The 22748-nt window shown below is 64.4% G+C and carries 18 protein-coding genes; 14 read left to right on the forward strand and 4 right to left on the reverse strand.

Going from position 1 to position 22748, the window contains the following annotated elements; genetic code table 11:
* Positions 1-128 precede the first annotated feature (128 nt).
* Complete coding sequence (locus FIV42_RS14825; RefSeq protein WP_222615466.1) at positions 129-536, forward strand: DUF5684 domain-containing protein; 408 nt, start codon at positions 129-131, stop codon at positions 534-536.
* A gap of 185 nt (positions 537-721) precedes the next feature.
* Here FIV42_RS14825 and FIV42_RS14830 read toward each other — a convergent pair whose 3' ends face one another.
* From FIV42_RS14830 to FIV42_RS14845, 4 genes are all read right to left on the reverse strand, one after another.
* Complete coding sequence (locus FIV42_RS14830; RefSeq protein ID WP_141198444.1) at positions 722-1462, reverse strand: hypothetical protein; 741 nt, start codon at positions 1460-1462, stop codon at positions 722-724.
* Positions 1459-3075, reverse strand: a complete 1617-nt coding sequence (locus FIV42_RS14835; protein WP_141198445.1) for a hypothetical protein — start codon at positions 3073-3075, stop codon at positions 1459-1461. The genes FIV42_RS14830 and FIV42_RS14835 overlap by 4 nt, the downstream gene beginning before the upstream one ends.
* 12 nt (positions 3076-3087) lie before the next feature.
* Positions 3088-4977 carry a YncE family protein gene (locus tag FIV42_RS14840; protein ID WP_141198446.1) on the reverse strand — a complete coding sequence of 630 codons (1890 nt, stop codon included), beginning with the start codon at positions 4975-4977 and terminating at the stop codon, positions 3088-3090.
* A 195-nt stretch (positions 4978-5172) separates the two neighbouring features.
* Entirely contained in the window at positions 5173-6855 is a 1683-nt protein-coding gene (locus FIV42_RS14845; protein WP_141198447.1) for a YncE family protein, read from the reverse strand.
* Positions 6856-7059: 204 nt separating this feature from the next.
* On the opposite strand from FIV42_RS14845, the gene FIV42_RS14850 reads away from it, so the two are divergent.
* From FIV42_RS14850 to FIV42_RS30720, 13 genes are all read left to right on the forward strand, one after another.
* Entirely contained in the window at positions 7060-8226 is a 1167-nt protein-coding gene (locus FIV42_RS14850; protein ID WP_168210660.1) for a GNAT family N-acetyltransferase, read from the forward strand.
* A gap of 201 nt (positions 8227-8427) precedes the next feature.
* On the forward strand, positions 8428-8721 hold the full coding sequence (locus FIV42_RS14855; RefSeq protein ID WP_141198449.1) for a Uma2 family endonuclease: 294 nt from the start codon (positions 8428-8430) through the stop codon (positions 8719-8721).
* 197 nt (positions 8722-8918) lie between these two features.
* On the forward strand, positions 8919-11123 hold the full coding sequence (locus tag FIV42_RS14860; protein WP_141198450.1) for an Eco57I restriction-modification methylase domain-containing protein: 2205 nt from the start codon (positions 8919-8921) through the stop codon (positions 11121-11123).
* Positions 11124-11335: 212 nt separating this feature from the next.
* Positions 11336-11926 (forward strand): hypothetical protein, encoded by a 591-nt coding sequence (locus tag FIV42_RS14865; protein WP_141198451.1) that lies wholly within the window; start codon positions 11336-11338, stop codon positions 11924-11926.
* A 370-nt stretch (positions 11927-12296) separates the two neighbouring features.
* Positions 12297-13466, forward strand: a complete 1170-nt coding sequence (locus tag FIV42_RS14870; protein WP_141198452.1) for a hypothetical protein — start codon at positions 12297-12299, stop codon at positions 13464-13466.
* 156 nt (positions 13467-13622) lie between these two features.
* On the forward strand, positions 13623-14465 hold the full coding sequence (locus FIV42_RS14875; RefSeq protein WP_141198453.1) for an OmpA/MotB family protein: 843 nt from the start codon (positions 13623-13625) through the stop codon (positions 14463-14465).
* Between the two features lie 9 nt (positions 14466-14474).
* The gene (locus FIV42_RS14880; protein ID WP_141198454.1) at positions 14475-15281 is read left to right on the forward strand and encodes a hypothetical protein; all 807 of its coding nucleotides are present in this window, start codon (positions 14475-14477) and stop codon (positions 15279-15281) included.
* Positions 15282-15321: 40 nt separating this feature from the next.
* Positions 15322-17106 carry a SulP family inorganic anion transporter gene (locus tag FIV42_RS14885; RefSeq protein ID WP_141198455.1) on the forward strand — a complete coding sequence of 595 codons (1785 nt, stop codon included), beginning with the start codon at positions 15322-15324 and terminating at the stop codon, positions 17104-17106.
* Positions 17106-18077 carry a sigma-54 interaction domain-containing protein gene (locus FIV42_RS14890; RefSeq protein ID WP_222615467.1) on the forward strand — a complete coding sequence of 324 codons (972 nt, stop codon included), beginning with the start codon at positions 17106-17108 and terminating at the stop codon, positions 18075-18077. Before FIV42_RS14885 ends, FIV42_RS14890 begins: the two co-directional genes overlap by 1 nt.
* Positions 18078-18249: 172 nt before the next feature.
* The gene (locus tag FIV42_RS14895) at positions 18250-19209 is read left to right on the forward strand and encodes a PPC domain-containing DNA-binding protein (protein ID WP_141198457.1); all 960 of its coding nucleotides are present in this window, start codon (positions 18250-18252) and stop codon (positions 19207-19209) included.
* A gap of 159 nt (positions 19210-19368) precedes the next feature.
* The gene (locus FIV42_RS14900) at positions 19369-19971 is read left to right on the forward strand and encodes an NUDIX hydrolase (protein ID WP_168210661.1); all 603 of its coding nucleotides are present in this window, start codon (positions 19369-19371) and stop codon (positions 19969-19971) included.
* A gap of 135 nt (positions 19972-20106) precedes the next feature.
* Positions 20107-21324: a bifunctional phosphopantothenoylcysteine decarboxylase/phosphopantothenate--cysteine ligase CoaBC gene (gene coaBC, locus FIV42_RS14905; RefSeq protein WP_141198459.1), complete on the forward strand. Its 1218-nt coding sequence runs from the start codon at positions 20107-20109 to the stop codon at positions 21322-21324.
* Positions 21321-22646: a uracil-DNA glycosylase gene (locus FIV42_RS30720; RefSeq protein ID WP_222615468.1), complete on the forward strand. Its 1326-nt coding sequence runs from the start codon at positions 21321-21323 to the stop codon at positions 22644-22646. The genes coaBC and FIV42_RS30720 overlap by 4 nt, the downstream gene beginning before the upstream one ends.
* Positions 22647-22748 lie beyond the last annotated feature (102 nt).

The raw sequence follows: 22748 nt of genomic DNA on the forward strand, positions 1-22748 counted from the left end.
TGAGTGGTGTGTCAAGGAGGAGAAAGGAACAAGAAGTACCTGCACAGTCGCTCCGCGATTGACTCGTCGGCACTATTTAGGCACCATCAGCTCAAGTTTTTGACAACTTCTTTTCAAAAGGGGACGCGGTGTATCACTGGTTAACTATTGCACAAGCTTCATCGTCGGATTTCGGCTTCATCGGAATGCTCTTCGGGTTGGTAGGCATGCTCTTCGGGCTGCTGGTCGCCGCGGTGATGATCGCGTCGATGTGGAAGCTCTTCACCAAGGCGGGCAAGCCCGGCTGGGCGGCGATCATTCCGATCTACAACGTGGTGGTCATGCTCGAGATCATCGGGCGGCCGATCTGGTGGATCGTGCTGTTCTTCATCCCGGTGGTGAACTTCGCGGTCAGCGTCGTCATCTCCATCGAGTTCGCCAAGGCCTACGGCAAAGACATTTTGTGGGGGCTGGGGATCGTCTTCTTGGGCATCATCTTCATGCCGTTGTTGGCGTTCAGTGATGCGCGCTATCAGGGGCCGGATCCGTTGTTCTAGCGCTTGTTCTAGAGCAAGGCGTAGCTTTTTGGGACCCCCCATCCGCCTCGCGCGGCTGAACCACATTGCTTTTCGCAGGGGCATCCCTTCCCCTCGGGGAAGGTGCCCGTAGCGAAGCGGAGGGCGGATGGGGGGCGCCGCAAAGCAAGGCCTTGCTTAGTGGAGCTTCAAAGCTTAGTGGATCTTCAAAGATCCACCCTCAACCCAATCCCCAGATCCCAGAACACACCATTCGTGTTCAGATCCCCCAGAGACGCCTCCTGCGTCTCGAAGCCTCCATTTCCCCCACCCTCGAGTTCATCCCACGTCGCGTTCGTCTGCGCCTGGTAGCCGAACTCGCCCAGAATGCTCAGTTGTACGCCGCCGAACATCTTCTCGGGCGTCGACACCTCGAAGCCCACTGAGCCTAACCCGACGATGTCGTGGGCGTAGTCGTCCTTGATGGATGTGGCCGTGTCGACCTCGAGGGCCTGCAGCGCGTAGCCGGCGCCCACGCGGGCCGAGGGCCGAAAGACGCCCCACAACTCGGGGCCCCAGTCGGCGGCGGCCATGAACAGGTTTCTCGTCCAGCTCAGCTCGAGATCGCCGTTGAAGCGCGACTGGTCGGCGCCGCCTCCCACGTACAGCAGGTAGGCGCGCAGCCCGGGCACGGTGAAGCTGCCGATATCGTAGCCGGCGCCGAGCATGCCGCCGGTGTAGTGGTCGTCGTCGCTAAAGGCGTCGAAGCTCGAGTCGGTCGGGTAGAACGACGGGACGCGCAGCTCGAACAGGAGCTCGGGTTCCTCGCTAAAGGCGACCGGCTCGGGGTCGAGCTGGGCGCCGGCCTGGACGTCCGCGTTCTGGGCGAAGGCGCTCGTCGACAGGCATGCCGCGGCGACCAGGCAGCCAATCGCGCACAATCGTTTGGTCAGTTGGGTCGAGTTCATGGCAGCTCCTGTCCGAAGAGGTTCTCGAGGAAAATGTCGTTGAAAACTTTGGCGTTTTCCGGAATGGGGTTGGTCGCGTTGAGCAGCGTGAAACTGCCGGTGCGGTCGGCGTGCTGGACGACCAGAAGCTCGTCCTCGCCGTCGAGGTAGATGCGCTCGCCCTCTTTGGGCAATTCGAACGCAGTCGGGTGGCCGGTCTCCAGGTCGAACAGCCCGAAGTACGGCTCGCCGCGGAACACGCCGTAGGCGTAGACCTGGCCGAAGTAGATGTCGCCCAGCGAGGCGCCCTGAATCGGCACCGCGCGGTTGGTGCGCAGGTTGAGCACGGTAAAGCCCGCGCCCAGGCCGGCGTGGTGGACGATAGCGCGCTCGCCGTTGGTCTCCTCGTCGAGCTGCACGCGACTCGGCGCGGCCTTGAGGCGAATCGCCTCGACGCTGCGACCCAGGGTGGGCGTGTCGTCGGAGATGGCGATGCTCTCGGGGCGGATCACCGACACCAGCGGGGAGCGCGACGACCAGGCGAGCACGCGCGTCTCGGGCTCACCGTCGACGCTGGTCTGGTAGACGAGCAGGTCTTCGGCCGGCGCGGTCATCGGCAGGTCGAAGGTCGAACTCTCGCCCGACTGCACGTCGATCATGGTGAATTCGGGGCGATTCTGGTCGATCGCGATGATGCGCGAGCCCTGTTCATCGAGCTCCAACAACTTCATGCGCGCCGGGTTGTTGCCCGCGGCGAGTTGGTTGACGCTGATGTCGAATTTGCGGTTCGCGTCCTGCCGAATGCTCGGCTGGATCGCCACGTGGGTGATGTCCTGGCCGGTGTCGGTCAACAGGTACAGGCTGACCGTGTTCGGCATCGACTCCTCGGGCGTCACGTCGAAGATCGCCTGGGTGGGCGTGCGCACCTGGTCGGCCTGGCTGATCGTCAGCGGCACCTCACGCAGGCGGTTGGCCTCGTCTTCGGCCAGAAGGTCGATGATCGTGACCTCGCTCTCGGCGAGCGACGCCGCCAGGCGCTGCTCGGAGCCGTCGAGGGTGAACTTGGGCGCGAAGATGATGTCGCGTGGCCGGTTCGACAACGTCTGGAAGCTCGCCTCCTCGTCGTCGGCGATGCCGTCGCGCAGGTCGACGATGCCGAGCTCGTTGAGGTTTCGAGCCACGAAGTTTCCGCCGCCGCCGGTAAAGCTGAGCAGCAAGAATTCGCCCTCCGGGTCGACCGACAGCCGGTCGTAGGCGCTGTCGAGGCCGACGGTCTGGGCCGACAACGACTCGCCTGACAGGTCGTAGACGCTCAACGACGCGCCTTGCTCGTCGAGTTCCTCGTTGACCACGAAGAGCTGCGACTCGTCGGCCGACAGCGCGCGAGCGCCGGGGTCGGCGCCGGTCGACGCGCGGTCGATCTCGAGGTCGATCTCCTCGCCGCTTCGCTTGGGCTGGAGTCTGACGACCTGCTGGAGGTTCTCGTTGACGAAGAGCAAATCGCCGTTCGCGCGCAGCGGTTGGCCTACGCGCAGCGAGTTGTCCCACTCCTCGGAGTGGTCGTCGTCGCCGCAGGCGCCCAAAAGAGCCGCTGAGAGCAGCAGAACTGTGAGTTTTCGTATATTGGGGTTCATTTTGGACCTCATTCAATCAATCCCAGCGTTCAACTGGTATCCAGTAATCGTCTGTCTCGCTTCGGTCGCCGCGTCGACGAACGTCATGCGTCCCTGCGGGTGGCGCTGGCTGATGTAGATCTTGCCGGCGCTTCGAATCGGCCCGAGCCCCTCGGGCAGGCTCGGCACGCGGAAGCTATCGGTGCGAAAGCTGCGCAGGTTGATGGTCAAGACGTCGCGGTGCGACGGCTCGGCGGCCGAGAGGGCCTCGGGGGCTTCGAAGATCAAGAAGACCTTCGAGTCGGCGTCCTCCGGCGCCCACAGGGTCGCCTGGCCCGGCTCGTGCTTGGTGAGCACCAGGCGGCTCGCCGCCGAGGCGACGTCGACGACCGACACGCCCCAGCTACGCGCGATATATTCGGGGTCGGCCGGGGTCGTGCCCGGAAGGATCGACCCGTCGACCTTGGAGTGCAGCACCAAGAAGGTATCTCCGTTGCGGTCGGAGATGGCCCCGCGCACGCCCTTTTCGAAGACGAGCGTGCGCTGCTCGTCGGTCTCCAGGTCGAACAGGACGGCGCGTTTTTCGGCGTCGAGCGTGGTGAAGAGCAGGGCGGTGTCGCCGTCGAGGGCGACCGAGGCGGCGCCCAGGCCGGCGACCTCGACGTCGAAGACCTCGAAGCCGTCGATGCCCATCGGGAAGGTGAACGGATCGGCCGATTGGCCCGTGTCCGCGTAGCTGCCCGTGTCGGTGCTGCCGACGTCCATGCTGCCGGTGTCCATGCTGCCGGTGTCCGTGCTGCCGACGTCCATGCTTCCCGTGTCGGCGCCTGTATCCACGCCGATGTCAGCGCCCGCGTCCATGCCCGCATCGGCGCCTGCATCCATGCCCGCGTCAGTCCCATTGGCCTGAATCTGCTGCGAGACGTCCATCGCCTCGGCGGCGGCCGTGAAGCCCTCGGGGATCGTCGCGCGCACGGCCTTGCCCTCGGCGCGCAGCATGATGAGCACCTCGAGGTCGTCGCCGTCGATCAGATCGATGTCGGTCGGGATCTCGGGCAGCGGCAAGAAGTGGTGCTTGCCGGTGTCGACCTCGAGCAAGACCGCTCCCTCGAAGCTCGCGCTGCGGGTGATCGCCCACTGGGCGTCGTCGGAGACGAGCACCTCGAGATCTTCGGGTTGGCTAAACTGGTATTCGGGCGGCACCACCGGCGTGGGCGGCGCGATCGCGTCGCCCGACAGGCTCGTCAGGTCGATGAGGCTCACGCCGTCGTCGCTCAAGACGAGCGCGCGCTCGCCGGCGTCGTCGAAGAAGACATCACGCACGTGGAAGCCGACCGAGAGCTGATACGACTCGCTTTCTTGGACCACCGACACCGACGACAAGTCGCCGGCCGGGTCGCTCGCCTTGGCCTTCTGCGGGTCGTACCACACCACGCCGGAGGTGCCGGTCGGGTCCATCTCGATGGAGTTCGCCCGCGACATCACCGGCACCGTGACGACTTCTTCGCCGTCGGTCGCCAGGATGCTCACCGACTGGCTGCCCTCGTTGAGCACCATCACCCGCGCGTCGTCGGCGGGCTCGGCGCGCTCGGCGTCCGGCCCGACGATCTGGGTGGGCCGAAAGCCGACCAGGCGCGTCGAGATTGACAGGTTGCGGCTGTCGATGACAGCCACCGAGTTGAGCGTCTCGTTGGCCACGTAGACCTGGTCGCCGACGACGGCCGGCGCCGAGAACTCGAACTCCTCTTCTTGCTCGGGCACGTACGCGTCGCGGCTGCCTCCGCCGCCGTTGTTGAAGCCGGCGTCGGAGGTGTTCTGGTTATTCGTCGGCCCCGCGCCGTCGGATTCGAGGCTCTGGTCGGCGCAGGCGGTTAAGGCGAGCGCGGCCAGCAGGACTGTGAGTTTTCGTATATTTTGGGTCATTCTTTGTGTCTCCTTGGTTTTCGTCGCCCGCTATTTGAGGCGAGGACAAGCTACGCCCTCGCAGAAAAGCGATTTGAGTGTTGCCTTCAAGAGCCACATGCGCTGCATCGTAGCGACACTCAAATTGTAGTTTGGCGCGTAGTTCAGCGCCCTCAAATAGCGGACGTCAAAAAGCAACGCCTTCCAAACTCGAACTCAATCAATCCCTGCGTTCAACTCATACCCACTCACCGTCCGCTGCGAGCTCGTCGCCACGTCGATGAACGTGATGCGCCCTTCCTCGGACTCCTGGCTCACGAACACCTTGCCGGCGACCACGCCCAACTGGGTGGGCTGGCGGGCGAGGCTGAAGAAGTCGGTGCGATAGCTCTCCAGGTCGATGCGCGTGATGCCGCGAAAGTCGGGGTCGGGCGACTGCTGCATCACAAAGACGAGCGCGTTGCCCTCTCCATCCTGGGTCATCACCAGGTCGGCCGGCTCGCCCTGGAGCACGACCGGGCGGCGGTAGCCGGTCTCGATGTCGAAGAGCGTGATGCCGTGGTTGTATTGGAAAAACGTCAGCGGGTCGGCGTCCGAGGGCGCCTGGCCCTCTTGTTTGCGGTGGACGACGACCGCGGTGTCGCTGTCGTTGGAGACGGCGACGCTTCGGATCTGATTTCGCAGCGGGTAGGCGCGCAACGCACGCTCGCCCAGGTCGAGCACGCCCAGCATCGGCGTGGTCACCAGCGAGGTGTAGAGCAGGACCTGCTCGCCGTCGGGCGTCAGTTGAGCCAGCCCCGGTTGGGTGTCGCTCACGGCCAGAATTTCGGGCTCGGGCACGGCGTCCTCGGCGGCCTCGAGCGTCGCCTCGACGTCCAGAATCGCCAGCTCGTCGCTGTCGCGCAGCGTCGCCAGGACGCCCGGCGAGCCGTCCTCTTCGAGGAACAGGTCGATGTCGGTCGGGATCGCCGACAGCTCGACGAGCCGCAAGGTCGCCTCGGCGGCGTCGGTGGGCGGCCGGTAGAGGGCCGCGCCTGCGAACTCGGAGCTACGCGCGACCAAAAAGTCGCCGTCGGCGCTCACCTCGATCTCGAGGTCCTTGGGCGGAAATACCGTCTGCGACAAATCGAGCGGCAGCGGCGGCACGAAGCGGTCCGCGTCGACGTCGTTCAAGTAGATCCGGTTGATCCCCTCGCGCCCCACGATGAACGCCTGCTCGCCGTCCTCGGTGAACTCGATCTCGTCGATGAGTCGGGTGACCGACAGCTCGTAGGCGGCGTCGTCTTTGGGCTCGTCGCCCAGGCGCACCAGCGTGGCGGCCTGCAAAGAGGCGACGCTCGTGTCGGCGCGCAGTGGCTTGTCCGGGTCGATGTAGGCGAGCAGGTGGCGCCCGTCGGGGCTCAACGCCAGGGAGTTGACCTCCTCGGGCACGGTCAACAGGTTGACCTGCTGCTCGGGGCGGTCGACCTCCATGTCCGCGCGAATGATCGCCACGGTCGACGAGCCCTCGCATAGCACGTAGGCGACGTCGCCGACCCCGTCGACCGACGCCGCGCGCACCACCGTGGGCTCCTGGCCGACCGGAATCGGTTCGATCGAGAAGTCACGCCCGTCGATCTTGGCGACGGTGTTGCTCTCCTCGGAGCTGTTGGGAACGAAGACGTACGCCGAGGTCGTGGCGACCTCTCGCACCAAGAACTCCTCCTCTTCGGGCACGAACACATCGCCGCTGCCCGCATCGCTCGGCGCGGCCGCGCCGGCGTCGGCGTAGTTGTCGCTACCGCCGTTGTTGTACCCGCCGTTGGGGTCGTCGGTCGCCAGGCCGCCGCCGCCGTCGTCGGCGCCGCAGGCGGTCAGCGCGAGGGCGAAGAGGAGGGGGGGGAGTGATTTGATTTTCATATTTTGACCAGTTGCCTTGGAGTCGTGCTGCTGCTTCACAAAGAAAGCAAGCGCTATGCCAGCGCATCGCAACACCCTGCAGATGCATCCTAAGGATGATTCGGGCCCACCCGCTCTGTTTGCTACACTGCAAAGCGTGACATCTTTGTCATGAGCGCCTGTGCCTACGTCAGATTTACGCGTCTCCGACCACGAGTAACGTCTATGAGCCTCGACCTCCAATTTTTCGACGCCGTCGGTGCCCTCGATGCCTCCCAGTGGGACGCGCTGGTCGCCGACGCGAGCCCGTTTTTGGAGCACGGATTCTTGGTGACGCTCGAAGAGACCGGATGTGTGGGCGAGGGCACCGGCTGGTACCCGCAGATCTTGGGGGCGTTTCGCGACGGCGAGCTCGTCGGGGCGCTGCCTCTCTACCTGAAGACCGACTCGCGCGGCGAGTTCGTCTTCGACTGGAGTTGGGCCGACGCCGCCCACCGCGCGGGCATGCAGTACTACCCGAAGGCGGTCGTGGCCGTGCCGTTCACCCCCATCGAGGGCCGGCGCATCCTCGTCGACGAGTCGCAGGAGGACGCCGGCGCGATTCGCCGCGCGCTGGTCGAGGCGGCGATCGACTTTGCCCAGCGGGCACAACTGTCCTCGCTGCACTTCAACTTCGTGCTCCCCGAGGAGGTCGAGCTCTTCGAGGACCTCGGCCTGCCCATCCGCGAGGGCCTGCAATATCACTGGTACAACGGCCCTGACTTGGGTGTCGGGGACGACTATGGCGACTTCGACGATTATCTGGCGCGTTTTCGCTCCAAAAAGCGCTCCAATATCCGCCGCGAGCGCCGCAAACTCGCCGAGGCCGGCGTGACCACCAAGGTACTCGTCGGCGACGAGGTCACGCCCGCCCACCTCGACCGGATGTTCGACTACTACAGGGACACCATCGAGAAGTTCTACTGGGGCAAGCAATACCTCAACCGCGCCTTCTTCGAGCAGTTGGGCCAGGCGCTGGGCGACCGGGTGCACATGGTCGTCGCCGAGCACGACGGCCGCGAGTTCGCCGGCGCGTTCAACCTGTGGAAGGGCGACGGGCTCTACGGGCGCTACTGGGGCTGCCTCGACGAGATCAAATACGCCCACTTCGAGGTCTGCCTGTACCGCGCCGTGGAGTGGTGCATCGACCACGGCGTCCAGAAATTCGAGCCGGGCGCGCAGGGCGAGCACAAATACGACCGCGGGTTCATGCCCACGCCGACCTACAGCGCCCACTGGGTGCGCCACCCGGGGCTGGCCCGCGCGATCGCCGACTTCATCGCGCAAGAGAAGTGGGAGGTGGAGCGCCAGATCGAGGCGATGCGGGAGGATTCGCCGTATAAAGATGGGTGAGGAAAACAAGCCGAGCCCGGAGGGCAAAGCCAATCCTTTTGATAGCCCCCAGTTGATAGCCCCCAGCGAAGCGTAGCGGAGCTGGGGGAGCTGGGGGAGCTGGCGGAGGTAGGAGGTAGGAGGAAGGGCGCGTTGACCGGTTCGAGGTGGCGACGTAGATTGAAGAGGCGTTATTTCACCTGTCCAGCACACGCATTCGCTATGTCGACCATCCCGCCAGTCGAGCCTCAGAAGCACCGTTTCACGGTCGAGGAGTACCGTCGGCTCGGGCAAAGCGGCATTTTCGGGGAGGACGACCGTGTCGAGCTCATCGACGGGGAGATCTACGAGATGGCACCGGTTGGCGCTCGGCATATGGGTCACGTCAACCTGTTGACTCGCCTGTTCTACGCGCAGGTGGCCGACGCGGCGACTATCAGCGTTCAAAACCCGGTACGCTTGGGAGACGACTCGGAACCCGACCTCGACATCGGCGTGGCCGAGATCTTCGCTTGAACGTGCGCGTTGCTGCAGGGCGTTTCCATCTGCTGTATCGAGTTCGTTGCTTCCGATAGCGAACGCTCGTGAATTGACCGTCGTCGAACGAGCCGATATCGGTGCGAAGGCATCTTGCCCTCGTATGCGAGAGCAGGGATGCACTCGCACCGAAAGTGGCGAGGGCAGCAAGTAATCGCAACGACGATGGAGCAGTCGTGGAGCTCGGTGACATCGCATTCGCCCCCTACGTGCGCCGCTGGCGCACCGCCTTGGCCGACCTTCCCGCCGAAGGCTACGGCGTCTTGGTCGACGCCATCACCTGCCGCCAGGCCGAGCGTCTGGGCGTGGTGGTCGACGACTGGACGTCGAGCGACGCCGCCGCTCTCGAGCGCGCCCGTGCGCTGCTCGACGAGGTCGACTGCGACGGGCGCGAGGCGCTGTGGGACGAGCCACACACCCTCGGCTGGTTTCACCAGCATTTCGGTGAGGTCGAGCGCGACGCGAGCAATCGGGCGCACACTCGCGACGAGGAGAAGCACGCCTCGGGCACCGTCACCACCCAGCTCTACACCCCGCGATGGGTGGCCGATTTCCTGGCGAAAACCTGCCTCGACACGGTGTCAGACACCGCGTCGACGCCCCGAGAACATCGGTGCGGGGGCATCTTGCCCTCGGACTCGGTGTCAGGCACCGCGTCGACGCCCCGAGAACATCGGTGCGGGGGCATCTTGCCCTCGGACTCGGTGTCAGGCACCGCGTCGACGCCCCGAGAACATCGGTGCGGGGGCATCTTGCCCTCGGACTCGGTGTCAGGCACCGCGTCGACGCCCCGAGAGCTTCGGTGCGGGGGCATCTTGCCCTCGTTGACTGTCTGCGACCCCGCCGTGGGCGGCGGACAGATGCTCCTCGCCGCCCTCGACGACCTGATCTCGCGCGGCGTCGAGCCCGCCGACGCCGCCGCGCGGCTGTACGGCGTCGACCTCGACACTCGCGCCGTCGACGTCGCCCGCCGCGCGCTGGCGCTGGCCGTCGCCCGCCACCTGGGCCGGCGCGACGAGGCCGCCGAGGCGGCCATCCAGGCCAACGTCCGCGTCGCCGACGGGCTCTTCGACGAGCTCGGCGAGTTCGACGTCGTGATCACCAACCCGCCGTATATGGGCTCGCGCTCGATGCCCGCCGCGCTCAAAGAGCGCATCCGCGCGACCTACCGGCCGTTTCACGCCGACCTGTACACTGCGTTCATCCGCCGCTGCCACGAGCTGTCGACCCACACCGTCGGCGTGCTCGCCCAGCAGACGGTGTGGTTCTTGAGTCGCTTTCGAAAAGCCCGCAGTTGGCTACTCGACCACGGCGAGCTGGTCGCGTTCATGCACCTGGGCGCGCACGCCTTCGCCAACCTGAACGGCGAGAAGGCCAACGTGGTCGCGTTCGTGCAGAGCCGGGCGGGCGCGGGTGAACCGACCGAGTTCATCGATCTTCGCGCCTATTCGGACGCCGCGGCCAAGCGCGACGCCTTCGTCGAGCGCCGCGACGAGCACACCCGCCGCGAGCCGGCGACCGCCTTCGACGCGCTCCCCGGCCGCGTGCTCGCCCACTGGCTGCCCCAACGCCTGCGCGCCCACTTCGACGGCGGCCGCACACTCGCCGACCTCGCCGATATCCCCGGAAGCCAGAACAAGACGGGCAAGAATCGCCGCTACGTCAAAAACTGGCGCGAGGTCGACCCCGGCGAGCTGCGAAGCGCCCCCGAGATCGTCGGCGAGGCCGGCGCGGACGACGGCCGGTGGGTCTTTTACAGCAAGGGCGGGCGTTACGCGCCCTGGTGGGGCAACTGGCACAACGTGGTCGACTGGTCCGACGAGGCGCGCGCCTTCTACGCCGACAACCGCACCTCGAACCTGCTCGCCCAAAAGTGGTGGTTCCGCGAGGGCATCTGCTACACCGACTTCGGCGGGCGCACCTTCAACGCCCGCCTGATGCCCCGAGGATGCGTGTTCGACATGGCCGGCCCGGCGATCTTTCCGCACGATCCCGACGACCTGTACGTCCTGCTCGCCGTGCTCAACTCGACGCCGGTGCGCGCGCTCCTGAACGCCATGAACCCGAGCCTGCACTACCAGGTGCGCGACCTGCGCAACCTGCCGGTGCCCGAGTGGTCCGCCGACCTGGCCGCCGAGCTCGCCGGCCGCGCCCGCCGGCTTGTCGACGGGATGAAAGAGGTGGCGTGCTTCGTCGACGACAGCCCACGCAGCCTGTGTCGCGACACGGCGGACGCCGAGCAGGTGCGCGCGTTCGGCGCGGAGTGCGCGACCCTCGAGCGGGAGGTCGATGAGATGGTGTGCGAGTTGTATGGGTGTTCGGAGTTGGTGGAGTCGGGCGAGCGGCCGGTGCACGATTATTTGGGGCGTTTCGAAAAGTAGTCGTCTTCAAATGGCAACTATGTAGATGCCCTTAATGCTCGTTGAGGTCATTTATGGGCGATATATCTTCCTGTTTGATGTCGATCTATGTCTTCATATGTCGACATGCCCCCCCTGTGTCTGCTAGCCTCCCGGGTGTCCAAACCAGCGAAGGATGACAGTAAATAACTCACCGCCACACGTTCGCTGGCGCTCCATATTCGAGAAAGAAGGTGTATGGCCAGGTCTTCTTCGCCGGGGCTGGGTTCAACTTGTTTGCGGTGAGCAGTTGTGGAGGAACCGACGAAAACTCAGACGACAAGGAGTGGGGTGAAGAGGCCGCTGCCAACCAGTGTTCGATCGCTGTTGATACGAACACGGGCGTTACCTGCGAGCCGGAACCCCTGGGCGTCGACTGCGGCCCGGCTCGTTGTGAGACGCTGGGTCACGAATACGCGACCACTGAGCTGATGACTGCTGATACGTTGAAGCGAATCGACAACGGGATTCGTTGCGTTGGAGACTGGATCGACGGAGAGCTTCGGTGCCACCCCGAGGAGAGCAGGATCATTCGTGAGCGCGTGGTCGCCGACAGGTTGAGGCTCGAGACCTCCTTTTTCAACAACGGCAGCTTCGACAATGAACCAGAGCCGGTAGATAAGGATAAGACCGACAACGCGACAGAGGGCGTGCACAGCGACAACCTCGTCAATGGCGTGTGTTCGCAGGGGAGAGTCGAGCGAGGCGAAACCACCTTGCTGCTAAATACGAAAGACGGAGCGTATGACTCATCTGCTCCACGATGCAAAGAGGGTTTTAACTAATTCTCTCCAGATCCATCTTTCAAGTTACTTGCCACCACGGGCATTCCGGCGCCCGAGTCAGAGTGCGGGGCGACCCGTGGTGGTGCACCTATTCACATTCATAGCAATCACACCTGCTGATTTTCTGATAGCGCGTGCAGTACCGTGATGTGCGTAGCAAGAGCGATATGGTCGGAGCGAAACGATGTTGAAGGCGTTTGAACAACGAGCACTCTTGGTAGTGATTGTCGTGGCACTCTTGGGCTGTGCCTCCTGCGAGTCCCCAATTTCGGGGACGGATGCTGCAACAGACGCTACAGCCATCGAGGACTCGGGTGATGGCGATGCGGATGCCGCCCGAGATACCGCCGAAGACACCGTTGAAGATGTCGTGTCACCACCCGATGTGCGCGAGGATGCTCAGGACGTTGTCGATGGCGATGTCGAGGACGCCGACGAAGCTGCAGAGCCGGTCGAATTCGACGCCTCGCTGTGGCAGCAGGAGAATCCCTGCAGCGGTGAAGTGACGTTTCCCGCGGACGACGAGGAGTTCTCACTTCCAACAGACGCAGTAACCCAGCAACGGCCGAAAATTACCCGCCAGGAGTTCATCGACGAGCTTGGTTTCACTCCAGGAATGGCGTTGTCGATACGGCCGGGGGAGGCTGTCTATCCGAATGGCGTACGCGCCTACAATCTCTACGGAGAACCCGGAACCGATGTTCCCATCCATGTCTATTCGTTCAACGACGCCGACGATTTCTCGCCATACCGCCTGAGCGTCACGGTGATGGTCGACTATGCCCCCGTCGAGGCGACCTACGAGCGATGGAACCCCAATCGCAGCCAGAAGCTCATGGAGACCACCGCGACCGGCGTCAACTTTGGCCTAGAGTCGGATTTTGAGATCCTCGATGTGACCATTCCCGCCGAGGTCTTTACCGAGCGGCGCATGTACGAGATCAGCGTAAGCTACAATATCACGTCCGCCGACGGTGTGAGGGGGGGCGAATCTCGGCGCTACGCCTTGTTCAACGGAGGTTACTCCCGGCCCTGGCGCCCGTGCGCCGAGCCGAGGCTCGGGGTGCCGCGAAGCGACTGGGAGGAGTTGCTCTACATCCGCGGCACCTCCAGCGATCTCGGTCCCCTTTTCTTCGAGGGGATCACCAGTGAGTTGGACACTCAAGAGATCATCGAAGTCGAGCCTGGCGAGACCCGACGCATGTTCTTTTCGGTGCTACGAACCGCAGACCCGCCCGAGGGAAAGCCTACGGTGCTCGTGCCCATGCTCGACGCCGAGCCGCTTGGGCCGGTCTGGTGGGTGACTCAGGGGGGCGATGAGTACCGCACGATCGTCGATGCCAGAAAGAGCTTCGAGGTAACCTTTCCCGAGGAGCCCGGCGTCTATGTGGTGCAGGTGGCGACCTGGGAGGACCCTTACGTGTTCTGGAAGACGCGCGATGGAGTGGAGGTCGACGGCGTCTCGTTTGGAAGCAGCCGTGGCCTGCACGAAAGCTCCAACCCTCTTCATTTTCGCGTCATCGAGCCATCGAGTCCCTGATGCACGCGCACCGCGGGGCTGCACCGGCGCCCCAAACAACCGGGCGAGCTCCGCAGGCAGCAAGCAGCCGCTCCGCCTTGGAAGGGGATGCTCTGAGTGCTATACCTAACCCGAGAGCATTTTCTTCTTAGTGATAGTCCTTATGTGGAGGATTCGATGAGTCGTCAGGCGTTTGCGAAGGTGCTGACGCTCGGGTTGCTGTTGCTGATGGCCGGCTGCGGCGTTCCCGAGGAGAAGCACAATGCGCTAAAGAAAGACTACGAGAATCTCAAGATCGAGCTCGCCAACACCCAGCAGCAGGCGGCGAAGACCGAAGAGGATCTCAAAGCCCAGATCGCCGATCTCGAGGGGCGCATCGCCGCGCTCGAGAAGGACAAAAAAGACCTGCAGGCCAAGCTCGAAGAGGCTCAGGGGACCCTGGAGCTGTACGAGTCGAAGCACGGCTCGCTCGAAGAGCGGCTCAACGCGACCAAAACCCAGTTGGCCGAGCTTCGCAAGCAGCAGGCCAAGGCCGAGGCGCGCTTGAAGCGCTTCCGCGAGATCGCCGGCAAATTCGCCAGCATGGTCGAGTCGGGCAAGTTGTCGGTCAAGATTCGCGACGGCAAGATGGTCATCGAGCTGGCCAACAACATCTTGTTCGACACCGGCAGCACGCGCATCAAAGACGACGGTAAGGCCGCGCTCAACGAGCTGGCCGGCGTGCTCCAGCAGATCAAAAAGCGCGACTTTCTGGTCGCCGGCCACACCGACGACGTCGGCCAGGCCGAGGCGAACTGGGAGTTGTCGACCAAGCGCGCCGTCGAGGTGGTCCAGCTGCTCGAGGAGTCGGGTGTCGACCCGACCAAGCTGGCCGCGGCCGGCTACGGCGAGTACGACCCGGTGGCCAGCAACGAGACCGACGAGGGCAAGGCGCTCAACCGGCGCATCGAGATCATCATGATGCCCAACCTCGAAGAGCTTCCGAACATCCCCAAAGATGTGATCGAAGGCTCGTCGTAAGGCGCCCCAATGCCTACCCACTTTCGGTCCGGTGCGTTCCTCCTCATCGCCGCGCTCTCCATGGCGCTGGGCGCGTGTTGGGGGACGACCGGGCCGGCTCTTCCCGATATGAGCGTCGAGCGCGACCAGGTCGATCGCCGCAGCGAGAGGCTGCGGTTGATCCGCCAGGTCATGCGCGAGGACTTGGCCGAAGTGCAGACGCTTCGCCAGGCCTTCGTCGACGCACCGCCGGGGCTGTACGCCCGGCCTTTCCCGCTCGATCTCTTCAAGCACGTGGCCGTCGACTGCCTCAACGAGCCGTGGGATCCCAACCAACTCGCCGTCGACGAGAACGGGCCAGATAAACCCGGACAAGATCAACCTGGACAAGACGAGCCCGCCGGACAGCCGGGGCTGCAGCTCACCTGCAGTCCGGAATTTGTCGACCGTCTGCTGGTTGACCTCGAAGAGAAGGTGCCCGAGCGGCGCTCCGAGGCGATCGCCAAGCTCGAGACGCTCGACGGGCTGCGCCAGCTTCGTGGCAAGCTGCGCCAGCGCCTGCGGCGCATCCCGCCGATCTTGCGAGCCAGCCGCAGCATGCTCGCCGCCCGGCGGGCCGACTTGCGCCAGACACGCGCCACGTATGCGCGCCGGCGCACCGAATACAGCGCCGAGCGTTGGAAAGAGTTGACGCAGCGCTTAGACCTATACGAGCAGAACCTTCGGGCTTTGGACGAGCAGATCGAGCGCTTGACCGAGGCTTGGCCCTCTTGGGAGCCGGCCCTCGACCAGAGTGTATCGATGCTCTATATGGAGCTCACGCAACTGTCCCCTTGACGAGTCAGCCGTGCAGTACGGCGCTCGATGAAGATTTGTCGTGGAACGCCTGGGCCAGATCGTAACAGCTTTTCGGTGGCTACCCGACTATAACGGCAAGCGCTTTCGCGGTGACTTGGCCGCCGGATTGACCGTCGGGGTCATGCTCATCCCCCAGAGCATGGCGTACGCAATGCTGGCAGGCATGCCGGCGATTTACGGGCTGTACGCCTCGCTCATTCCCCTGCTGATTTATCCGTTGTTGGGCACCTCGCGCCACTTGGCGGTGGGCACGGTCGCCATCGACATGCTCATCGTGGCCGCCGGCGTCGGCGCGCTGGCCCAGCCGCACACCGACCGCTACATCGAGCTGGCCATCCTGCTCGCCCTGCTGACCGGCGCGCTGCAGATCGGCATGGGTTTTTTGCGTCTCGGTTTTTTGGTCAACTTCTTGTCGCGGCCGGTCATCGCCGGATTTATGTCGGCCGCGCCGCTGATCATTGCGGCCAGTCAGTTAGGCAACCTTCTGGGCCTCGATCTGCCCAACACGCAGTATATCCACATTCTGTTCTGGGAGGCGTTCCAGCAGCTCGACCAGATCCACATGCTCACGCTCATCATGGGCGGGGTGAGCATCGCGGTGCTGCTCGGCCTGCAGTTTTGGAAGCCATCGATCCCGGGGGCGCTCCTGGTGGTGATCGTCGGGATCGTGCTCGATTGGAGCCTGGGCCTCGAGAAGATGGGCATCGAGCTGGTGGGCGATATCCCGCAAGGCTTGCCGAGCTTCGGGTTTCCGGAGTTGACCCTCGAGGGCTTCAACGGCCTATGGGCCACCGCTCTGACGCTCGCGCTCGTGCAGTTCATGGGGGTGATGTCGCTGGGCAAGGTCTTCGCCGCGAAGCACGACTACTCGGTCGACGCCAACCGCGAGCTCATTGCGATTGGCGCGTCGAACTTCTTGGGAAGCTTCTTTCGAAGCATCCCGGTGTCGGGCAGCTTTTCGCGAAGCGCGGTCAACGAGCAGTCGGGCGCGCGCACCCCGGTGTCCAACATCATCGCGGCGAGCGTGATCGGGCTGACTCTGCTGCTGTTGACCGACGTCTTCTACTATCTGCCGGTGCCCGTGCTCGCCGCGATCATCATGGTCTCGGCCATCGGCCTGATCGACGTGCCCGAGCTGCGCTACCTGCTCAAGACGAAGCGTCGCGACGGGCTCATCGCCCTGCTCACCTTCGGCTGCACGCTGGCCATCGGCATCCAAGAGGGCATCTTGATCGGTATCGCCGCGTCGGTCATCGCCATCTTGTATCGCATCAGCCGGCCGAATATCGCCGAGCTGGGTCATATGCCGGGCACCAAGGATTTTCGCAGCTTGGAGCGCAACCCCGAGGCCGAGACGATCAAGGGCATCTACATCTTGCGCGTCGACGCGTCGCTGTCGTTCGCCAACGCCGACCTGATCAAAGACAAGCTGCTCGAGTCGCACTCGCATGGAGGCGACGAGTACCGCGCGCTGCTCATCGACGCCACCGGGGTCAACGACCTCGACACGACCTCGGCGGCGATGCTCGCCAAGGTGATCAACACGCTTGGAGAGCGCGACGTCGAGCTGTATATCGCTGGGGCGAAGGGACCGGTGCGCGACACGATCAAGCGCGCCGGGTTGCACGTCGAGCTGGGGCGCGAACACTTTACTCCCACGCTCGACCTGGCCGTGCAGCACGTGCTGTCGAGGTGGGGCAAGGAGCACCGCTACGATGTGCACGAGGCGAACGGCGAGTTGGAAGGCCACGACGAAACCAAGCACGACGAACACAAGCGCGACGAAACCAAACAGGAGCAATGATGGAGTCTGACGTGCTCGAGCCCTCGGAGCTCGCCCCCACCGAGTTCCACGGGATGATCACCGTGGCGCCGCAGATGCGCGAGTTCTTCGACCTGGTGCGCAAGGTCGCGCGCACCGACGCCTCGGTGCTGGTGCGCGGCGAGACGGGCACCGGTAAGGAGCTGGTCGCCCAGGCGCTGCACGACCTGAGTCCGCGCTCCGCAGGGCCGTTCAAGGCGCTCAACTGCGCCACGCTCACCGGCGAGTTGCTCGCCAGCGAGCTCTTCGGCCACGTCAAAGGCGCGTTCACCGGCGCGGTCTCCTCACGCCAGGGTCTCTTCGAGCTGGCCGACGGCGGCACGATCTTCTTGGACGAAATCGCCGAGCTGCCCCTCGACCTGCAGGCCCGGCTGCTGCGCGTGGTCCAGGAGCAAAAATTCGTGCCTCTGGGCGGCACCCAGACCAAGACCGTCGACGTGCGCATCATCTCGGCGACCCACCGATCGCTGCGCGACGCGGTCGACAAGGGCGAGTTTCGCGAAGACTTGATGTACCGCATCCGCGTCGTCCCGCTCTTCTTGCCCCCGCTGCGCGACCGGCGCGGCGACGTCGAGGCGCTGACCTGGCATTTCGTCGATCTGTTCAACACCCGCGGGTTTCGCAAGGTCGACGGGATCGCCGCCCAGGCGATGCAGGCGCTCACCCGCTACGAGTGGCCGGGCAACGTGCGCGAGCTGCGAAACGTCATCGAGTATGCCTTTGCGGTGGGCGAGGGCTCGGTGATCACCTGCGACGAGCTCACCCCCGAGCTGCGCGGCGAGCCGCCCCCCGTGCGTCGCGAGGAGCCGATGACCGAAGAAGACCTCGAACGCGAGCGACTCCTCGACGCGCTGCGCGAGACCGGCGGCAACCGCACCGACGCCGCCGAGCTGCTGGGCATCAGCCGCACGACCCTGTGGCGCAAGCTCAAAGAGCACGGCATCGCTGACTGAACCACCAGATTCACCACGGGGACACGGGGGACACGGAGAGTGTTTTTCGAGAAAGAAGTTCCACTGTGTCCCCCGTGTTCTCCGTGGTGAGAATCTGCAGTTGAAGATCGAGCCCGATGTGTGCAAGTTAGCGCTCGCGAATCATCACCACTCCAGCACCACGAATCCGACTGTGATCTTTCAGGAAACCACACGCACACGCCGCCTTCTGGGACGAATCGAGCCGGGGGAAGACCTCGTCGAGACGTTGACCGACCTTTGCCGCGAGCACGACGTGCACGCCGGCCAGATTCAGGCGATCGGCGCGCTCTCGCAGGCCGAGATCGCCCGCTTCGACGCCGAGAAGGGCGACTACACCACGGTTTTTGCAGGCGAAGGCAACTTCGACCTGATCTCGCTCAGCGGCAACGTCTCGCGCCTGGGTGACCAGGTCGTCTTGCGCCTCGAGAGCTTGATGAGCGTGATGGGGCCGGCCGGCCCGCAGGTCTTGTCGGGCCAGCTTCGCGCCGGCAAGGCCGCCTCGGTCGAGTTCGTCCTCGAGATCTTCGAAGATCTGGCCATGGAGCGACGCCTCGACCCCGACAGCGGTCGCCTCGACGTGCGCTCCATCCGACGCACCCAGGAGGCCAAGCCGGCGCCCAAGACGCCCGAGGCTCCTGCTGAGCCCGCCGCGCCGACTCCGGCCAAACCGGCCCGAGAGGAGAAGCCGGTCGCCAAGCCCGCCGAGAAGCCCGCGCGAGAGGAGAAGCCTGCCGAGAAGCCGGCGGCCAAAGAGCCCGAGCCTCAGAAGCCGATCGCCGGCAAAGGCATGTCCTGGAAGGACGCCGCCGGCGAGAGCTCGGAGGTCGCGTCGGGCAAGACGCCCTCGAGGCGCTCCAAGCCCGCCGAGACGACCAGCGCCGAGGACATCTACGGCGACATCGACTTCGAAGAGCCGCTCTTGGAGCCCGGCGACATCCTCGAGCACCCCAAGCTCGGCTCGTGCCGCGTCATCAAGGTCGAAGAGGGCGATTTCGCCCACGTGCGGCTCCCCCGCGGCCGAATCCGCAAGCTGTCGCTCGAGATCGTCGACGTCGAGTTCGATCGCGAGGAGAACGGCCGACGCGTCTTCAAAGCCAAGATTGGTAGGTGATCGTGTTCGTGAAATAGTGGGGCCTCGGTTTTTGAAGGCCTGCTACATAAGCAGTTAAGGACATAAGGGCTGCGATTCGAGGCTGAGGGACGATTCGCAGCCCCTATGTCTTTAAATGCCTATGTAGATGGCGCCCCATCCACTGCAAGGCGTACAAGCATGCCGGAGTCGTTTAGCCCACAAGAGGTGCGTCGAAAACTCGAACGCCTCGACAACCAGCCACGCAGTAGCTGGCACAGCGAGCGCGATTTTGCGCATCGCGACCTGTCGGCCTCGGCGGTGCTGATCCCGCTGAGCGAGTACGACGGCGATCTGCACGTGCTGTTCACCCAGCGCTCGCACGAGCTGCGCAACCACTCCGGCGAGATCAGCTTTCCGGGCGGGCGCCGCGAGGTGGAGGACGACTCGCTGGCCGAGACGGCGCTGCGCGAATCGTACGAAGAGATCGCGCTGCTCCCCTCCGACGTGCGCCTGTACGGCGCGCTGACGCGCATCCCGACGATCACCGGCTTCCAGGTGACCGCCTACGTCGGCGAATTCGACCACCCCTACGACCTGATCATCAACCCCGACGAGATCCACCTGATCTTCCAGGCCCCGCTGCGCGAGCTCGCCGACCCGGCGATCCACCGCGTCGAAGAGCGTGAGTTCGGCGGGCAGGTCTACCCGGTTCACTTTTTCGACTGGAACGGGCATGTTATCTGGGGAGCGACCGGTTTCTTGCTCCACACGTTTTTGAACTACATTGGAGCGAAGAAGTGAAAGAGCGAAGAAGTGAAAGAGCAAAGGGCTGCTGACTGGTAATTTCGCTTTTTCGCTTCTTTGTTTCTTTGCTCTTACGAATTCGGTCGACAGGTTGATGCTGCTGTAACACCACGGACGTACACAACTGGCTACATGAATATTCTCATCGGAATCAGCGGGGGGATCGCCGCTTATAAGGCGTGCGAGATCGTGCGCGCCTTCAAAAAGCGCGGCGACGACGTGCGCGCGGTGATGACCAGCGGCGCGCAGGAGTTCGTGCGTCCGCTGACCTTGCAGATTCTGACCGAGAATACCGTCGGCACCGAGACCTTCGACGCGACCTTCGAGTCCGAGATCGGCCACATCGACCTGGCCCGCTGGGCCGACGTGGTGCTCATCGCGCCGGCGACGGCGAACTTGGTGGCGCGCATGGCCGCGGGCATGGCCAACGACCTGCTCACCACGATCATCTTGGCGACGACCGCCCCGGTGGTGGTCGCCCCGTCGATGAACACCCAGATGTGGTTCAACCCGCTCGTGCAGCGAAACCTGCGCACGCTGGCCGACGAGGCCGGCTACCTGGTCGTCGACCCCGACTCGGGCGAGCTCGCCTGCAAGGAAGTCGGCCCGGGCAGGCTTCCCGACCCGCCGGTGCTCCTCGACATGGTCGACGCGGCCGTCGCGCCCAAGATTCTGGCCGACAAGAAGGTCGTGGTCACCGCCGGGCCCACCCGCGAGCATATCGATCCGGCGCGGTTCATCTCGAACCCGTCGACCGGGCGCATGGGCTACGCCTTGGCGAGGGCGGCGAGCGCCTTCGGCGCCGACGTCGTGCTTGTGAGCGGCCCGACCACGCTGGATGCGCCCGCCGGTGTACGCCTCGTCGAGGTGACGGGCGCCCGGCAGATGCACGAGGCGGTGATGGCCGAGGCCGACAGCGCCGACTTCATCGTCAAAGCAGCGGCGGTGGGCGATTTTCGGCCCAAGCAGGCGTCCGACCAGAAGGTCGAGAAGGGCGCGATGGCCGGCAAGCTCGAGCTCGAGCGAAACCCGGACATCCTGGCCGAGCTCGGCCAGAAGTACGGCGCGCGCACCGACGGCCCGCTGGTGGTGGGTTTTGCCGCCGAGAGCTTCGACGTGGTCGAGCGCGGCAAGGCCAAGCGCGAGCGCAAAGGGGCGCATATGATGGTCGCCAACAAGATCGGCGGGGCACGCTCGGCGTTTGGCGCCGACGAGTCGCAGGTCGCCGTCATCAGCGACCGAGGTGTGACCGAGTACGGGCCGGCGTCGAAGGACGCCTTGTCCCGCGAGATCTGGCGCGAGGCGGTCGCCTTGGCCAACAGTCGAACAGGCGAGGAGGACGGGCGATGAGCAAGCGAGCCGAGTTGTATCGAGTCGTCCGCGACATGAAGAATTACCTGCGCTGGCAGCAAGCGAGCGGCGCCGCCGGCAGCGTGCCCGCACCGGCCGCCGAGCGCGAGGCGTTCGAGGCGCGCCAAAAAGCGCGCGAGAAGGCCAAGCTCGACCGGCTGACCAAGCAGTTGCAGGGCGGCGGCGAGAGCAGCTCCCGTGCGTCTAGCCCCAGTTCGAGTTCCAGGTCGAGTTCCAGCCCGAGCCCCAGCCACAAGCCCCAGGCTGCGCCGTCGCAAGACAAGCCGGCGAGCGAGGAGCAGCCGGCCAAGAAGCCCAGCTTCAACCCCTTCGGCTCCAAAGAGCAGAAGAAGACTCCCGAGGCTCCCAAATCCCAGGGCGGCTCGACTCCCTGGAAGAGCGGCATTGGCAGCCGCCCGAGGAAGCGCTTCGGCGGACGAAAGCAAACGGCTCAGAAAGCAAAGGCGCCAACGAGCGAAAGAGCGAAAGAGCAAAAGGCTCAAAAAGCAAAAGAGCCAACGAGCGAAAGAGCGAAGGAGCAAAAGAGCCAAAAGCCAAAAGAGCAAAGGCGGCCAAAAGCGCAACAGCAGCCCAGCAACGAGCCGCCCCCGATGGAGTACGGCTCGTTCTACGCCGACGAGGCCGACATGATGCCGCCGGCCGACTACGATCCGAGCGGCATGACGATGAGCGCGGCGAGGCCGTCGGAGCAGCCCCAGAAATCGGCCGCATCGAAAAAGCCGAAAAAGAAAGAGATGACCAACGCCGAGAAGCTCGAGTTTCTCGAGAAGTACTTGGGCGATTGTCAGCGCTGCGGGCTCTGCGAGCACCGCACCAATATCGCGTTCGGCGTGGGCGACGCGCAGGCCAAGCTCGTCTTCGTGGGCGAGGCGCCCGGTTACAACGAGGACCAGCAGGGCGAGCCGTTCGTGGGCAAGGCGGGCCAACTGCTCGACAAGATGATCGAGGCGATGGGCCTGAAGCGCGAGGACGTCTACATCTGCAACGTCATCAAGTGCCGCCCGCCCGACAACCGCAACCCGCACCCCGAAGAGATCAAGGAGTGCTCGCCGTTTCTGCGCAAGCAACTCCAGGCGATCGAGCCTACGGTCATCGTCACCTTGGGCAAATTCGCCTCGCAATTCGTCACCGGCGAGCAGGAGTCGATGGGCCGGCTGCGCGGCAAATGGCACGAGTGGAACGGCGTGCCGGTGATGCCGACGTATCACCCGGCGTATTTGCTGCGCAGCCCGCAGCAAAAGAAGAACGCGTGGAGTGATCTGCAGATGGTGATGGAACGATTGGGGTTGGGGGGGAGTTGAGAGGAGATTGAGATGCCTCTCCCTCGGTCCCTCTCCACTTCGCTTGCGCTACGTGGAAAGGTAGTCCTCTCCTTAATCCTCTCCCTCCCTTCGCTTCGCTAC

Source organism: Persicimonas caeni, from assembly GCF_006517175.1.
In the GTDB taxonomy this organism is placed as follows: domain Bacteria; phylum Myxococcota_A; class Bradymonadia; order Bradymonadales; family Bradymonadaceae; genus Persicimonas; species Persicimonas caeni.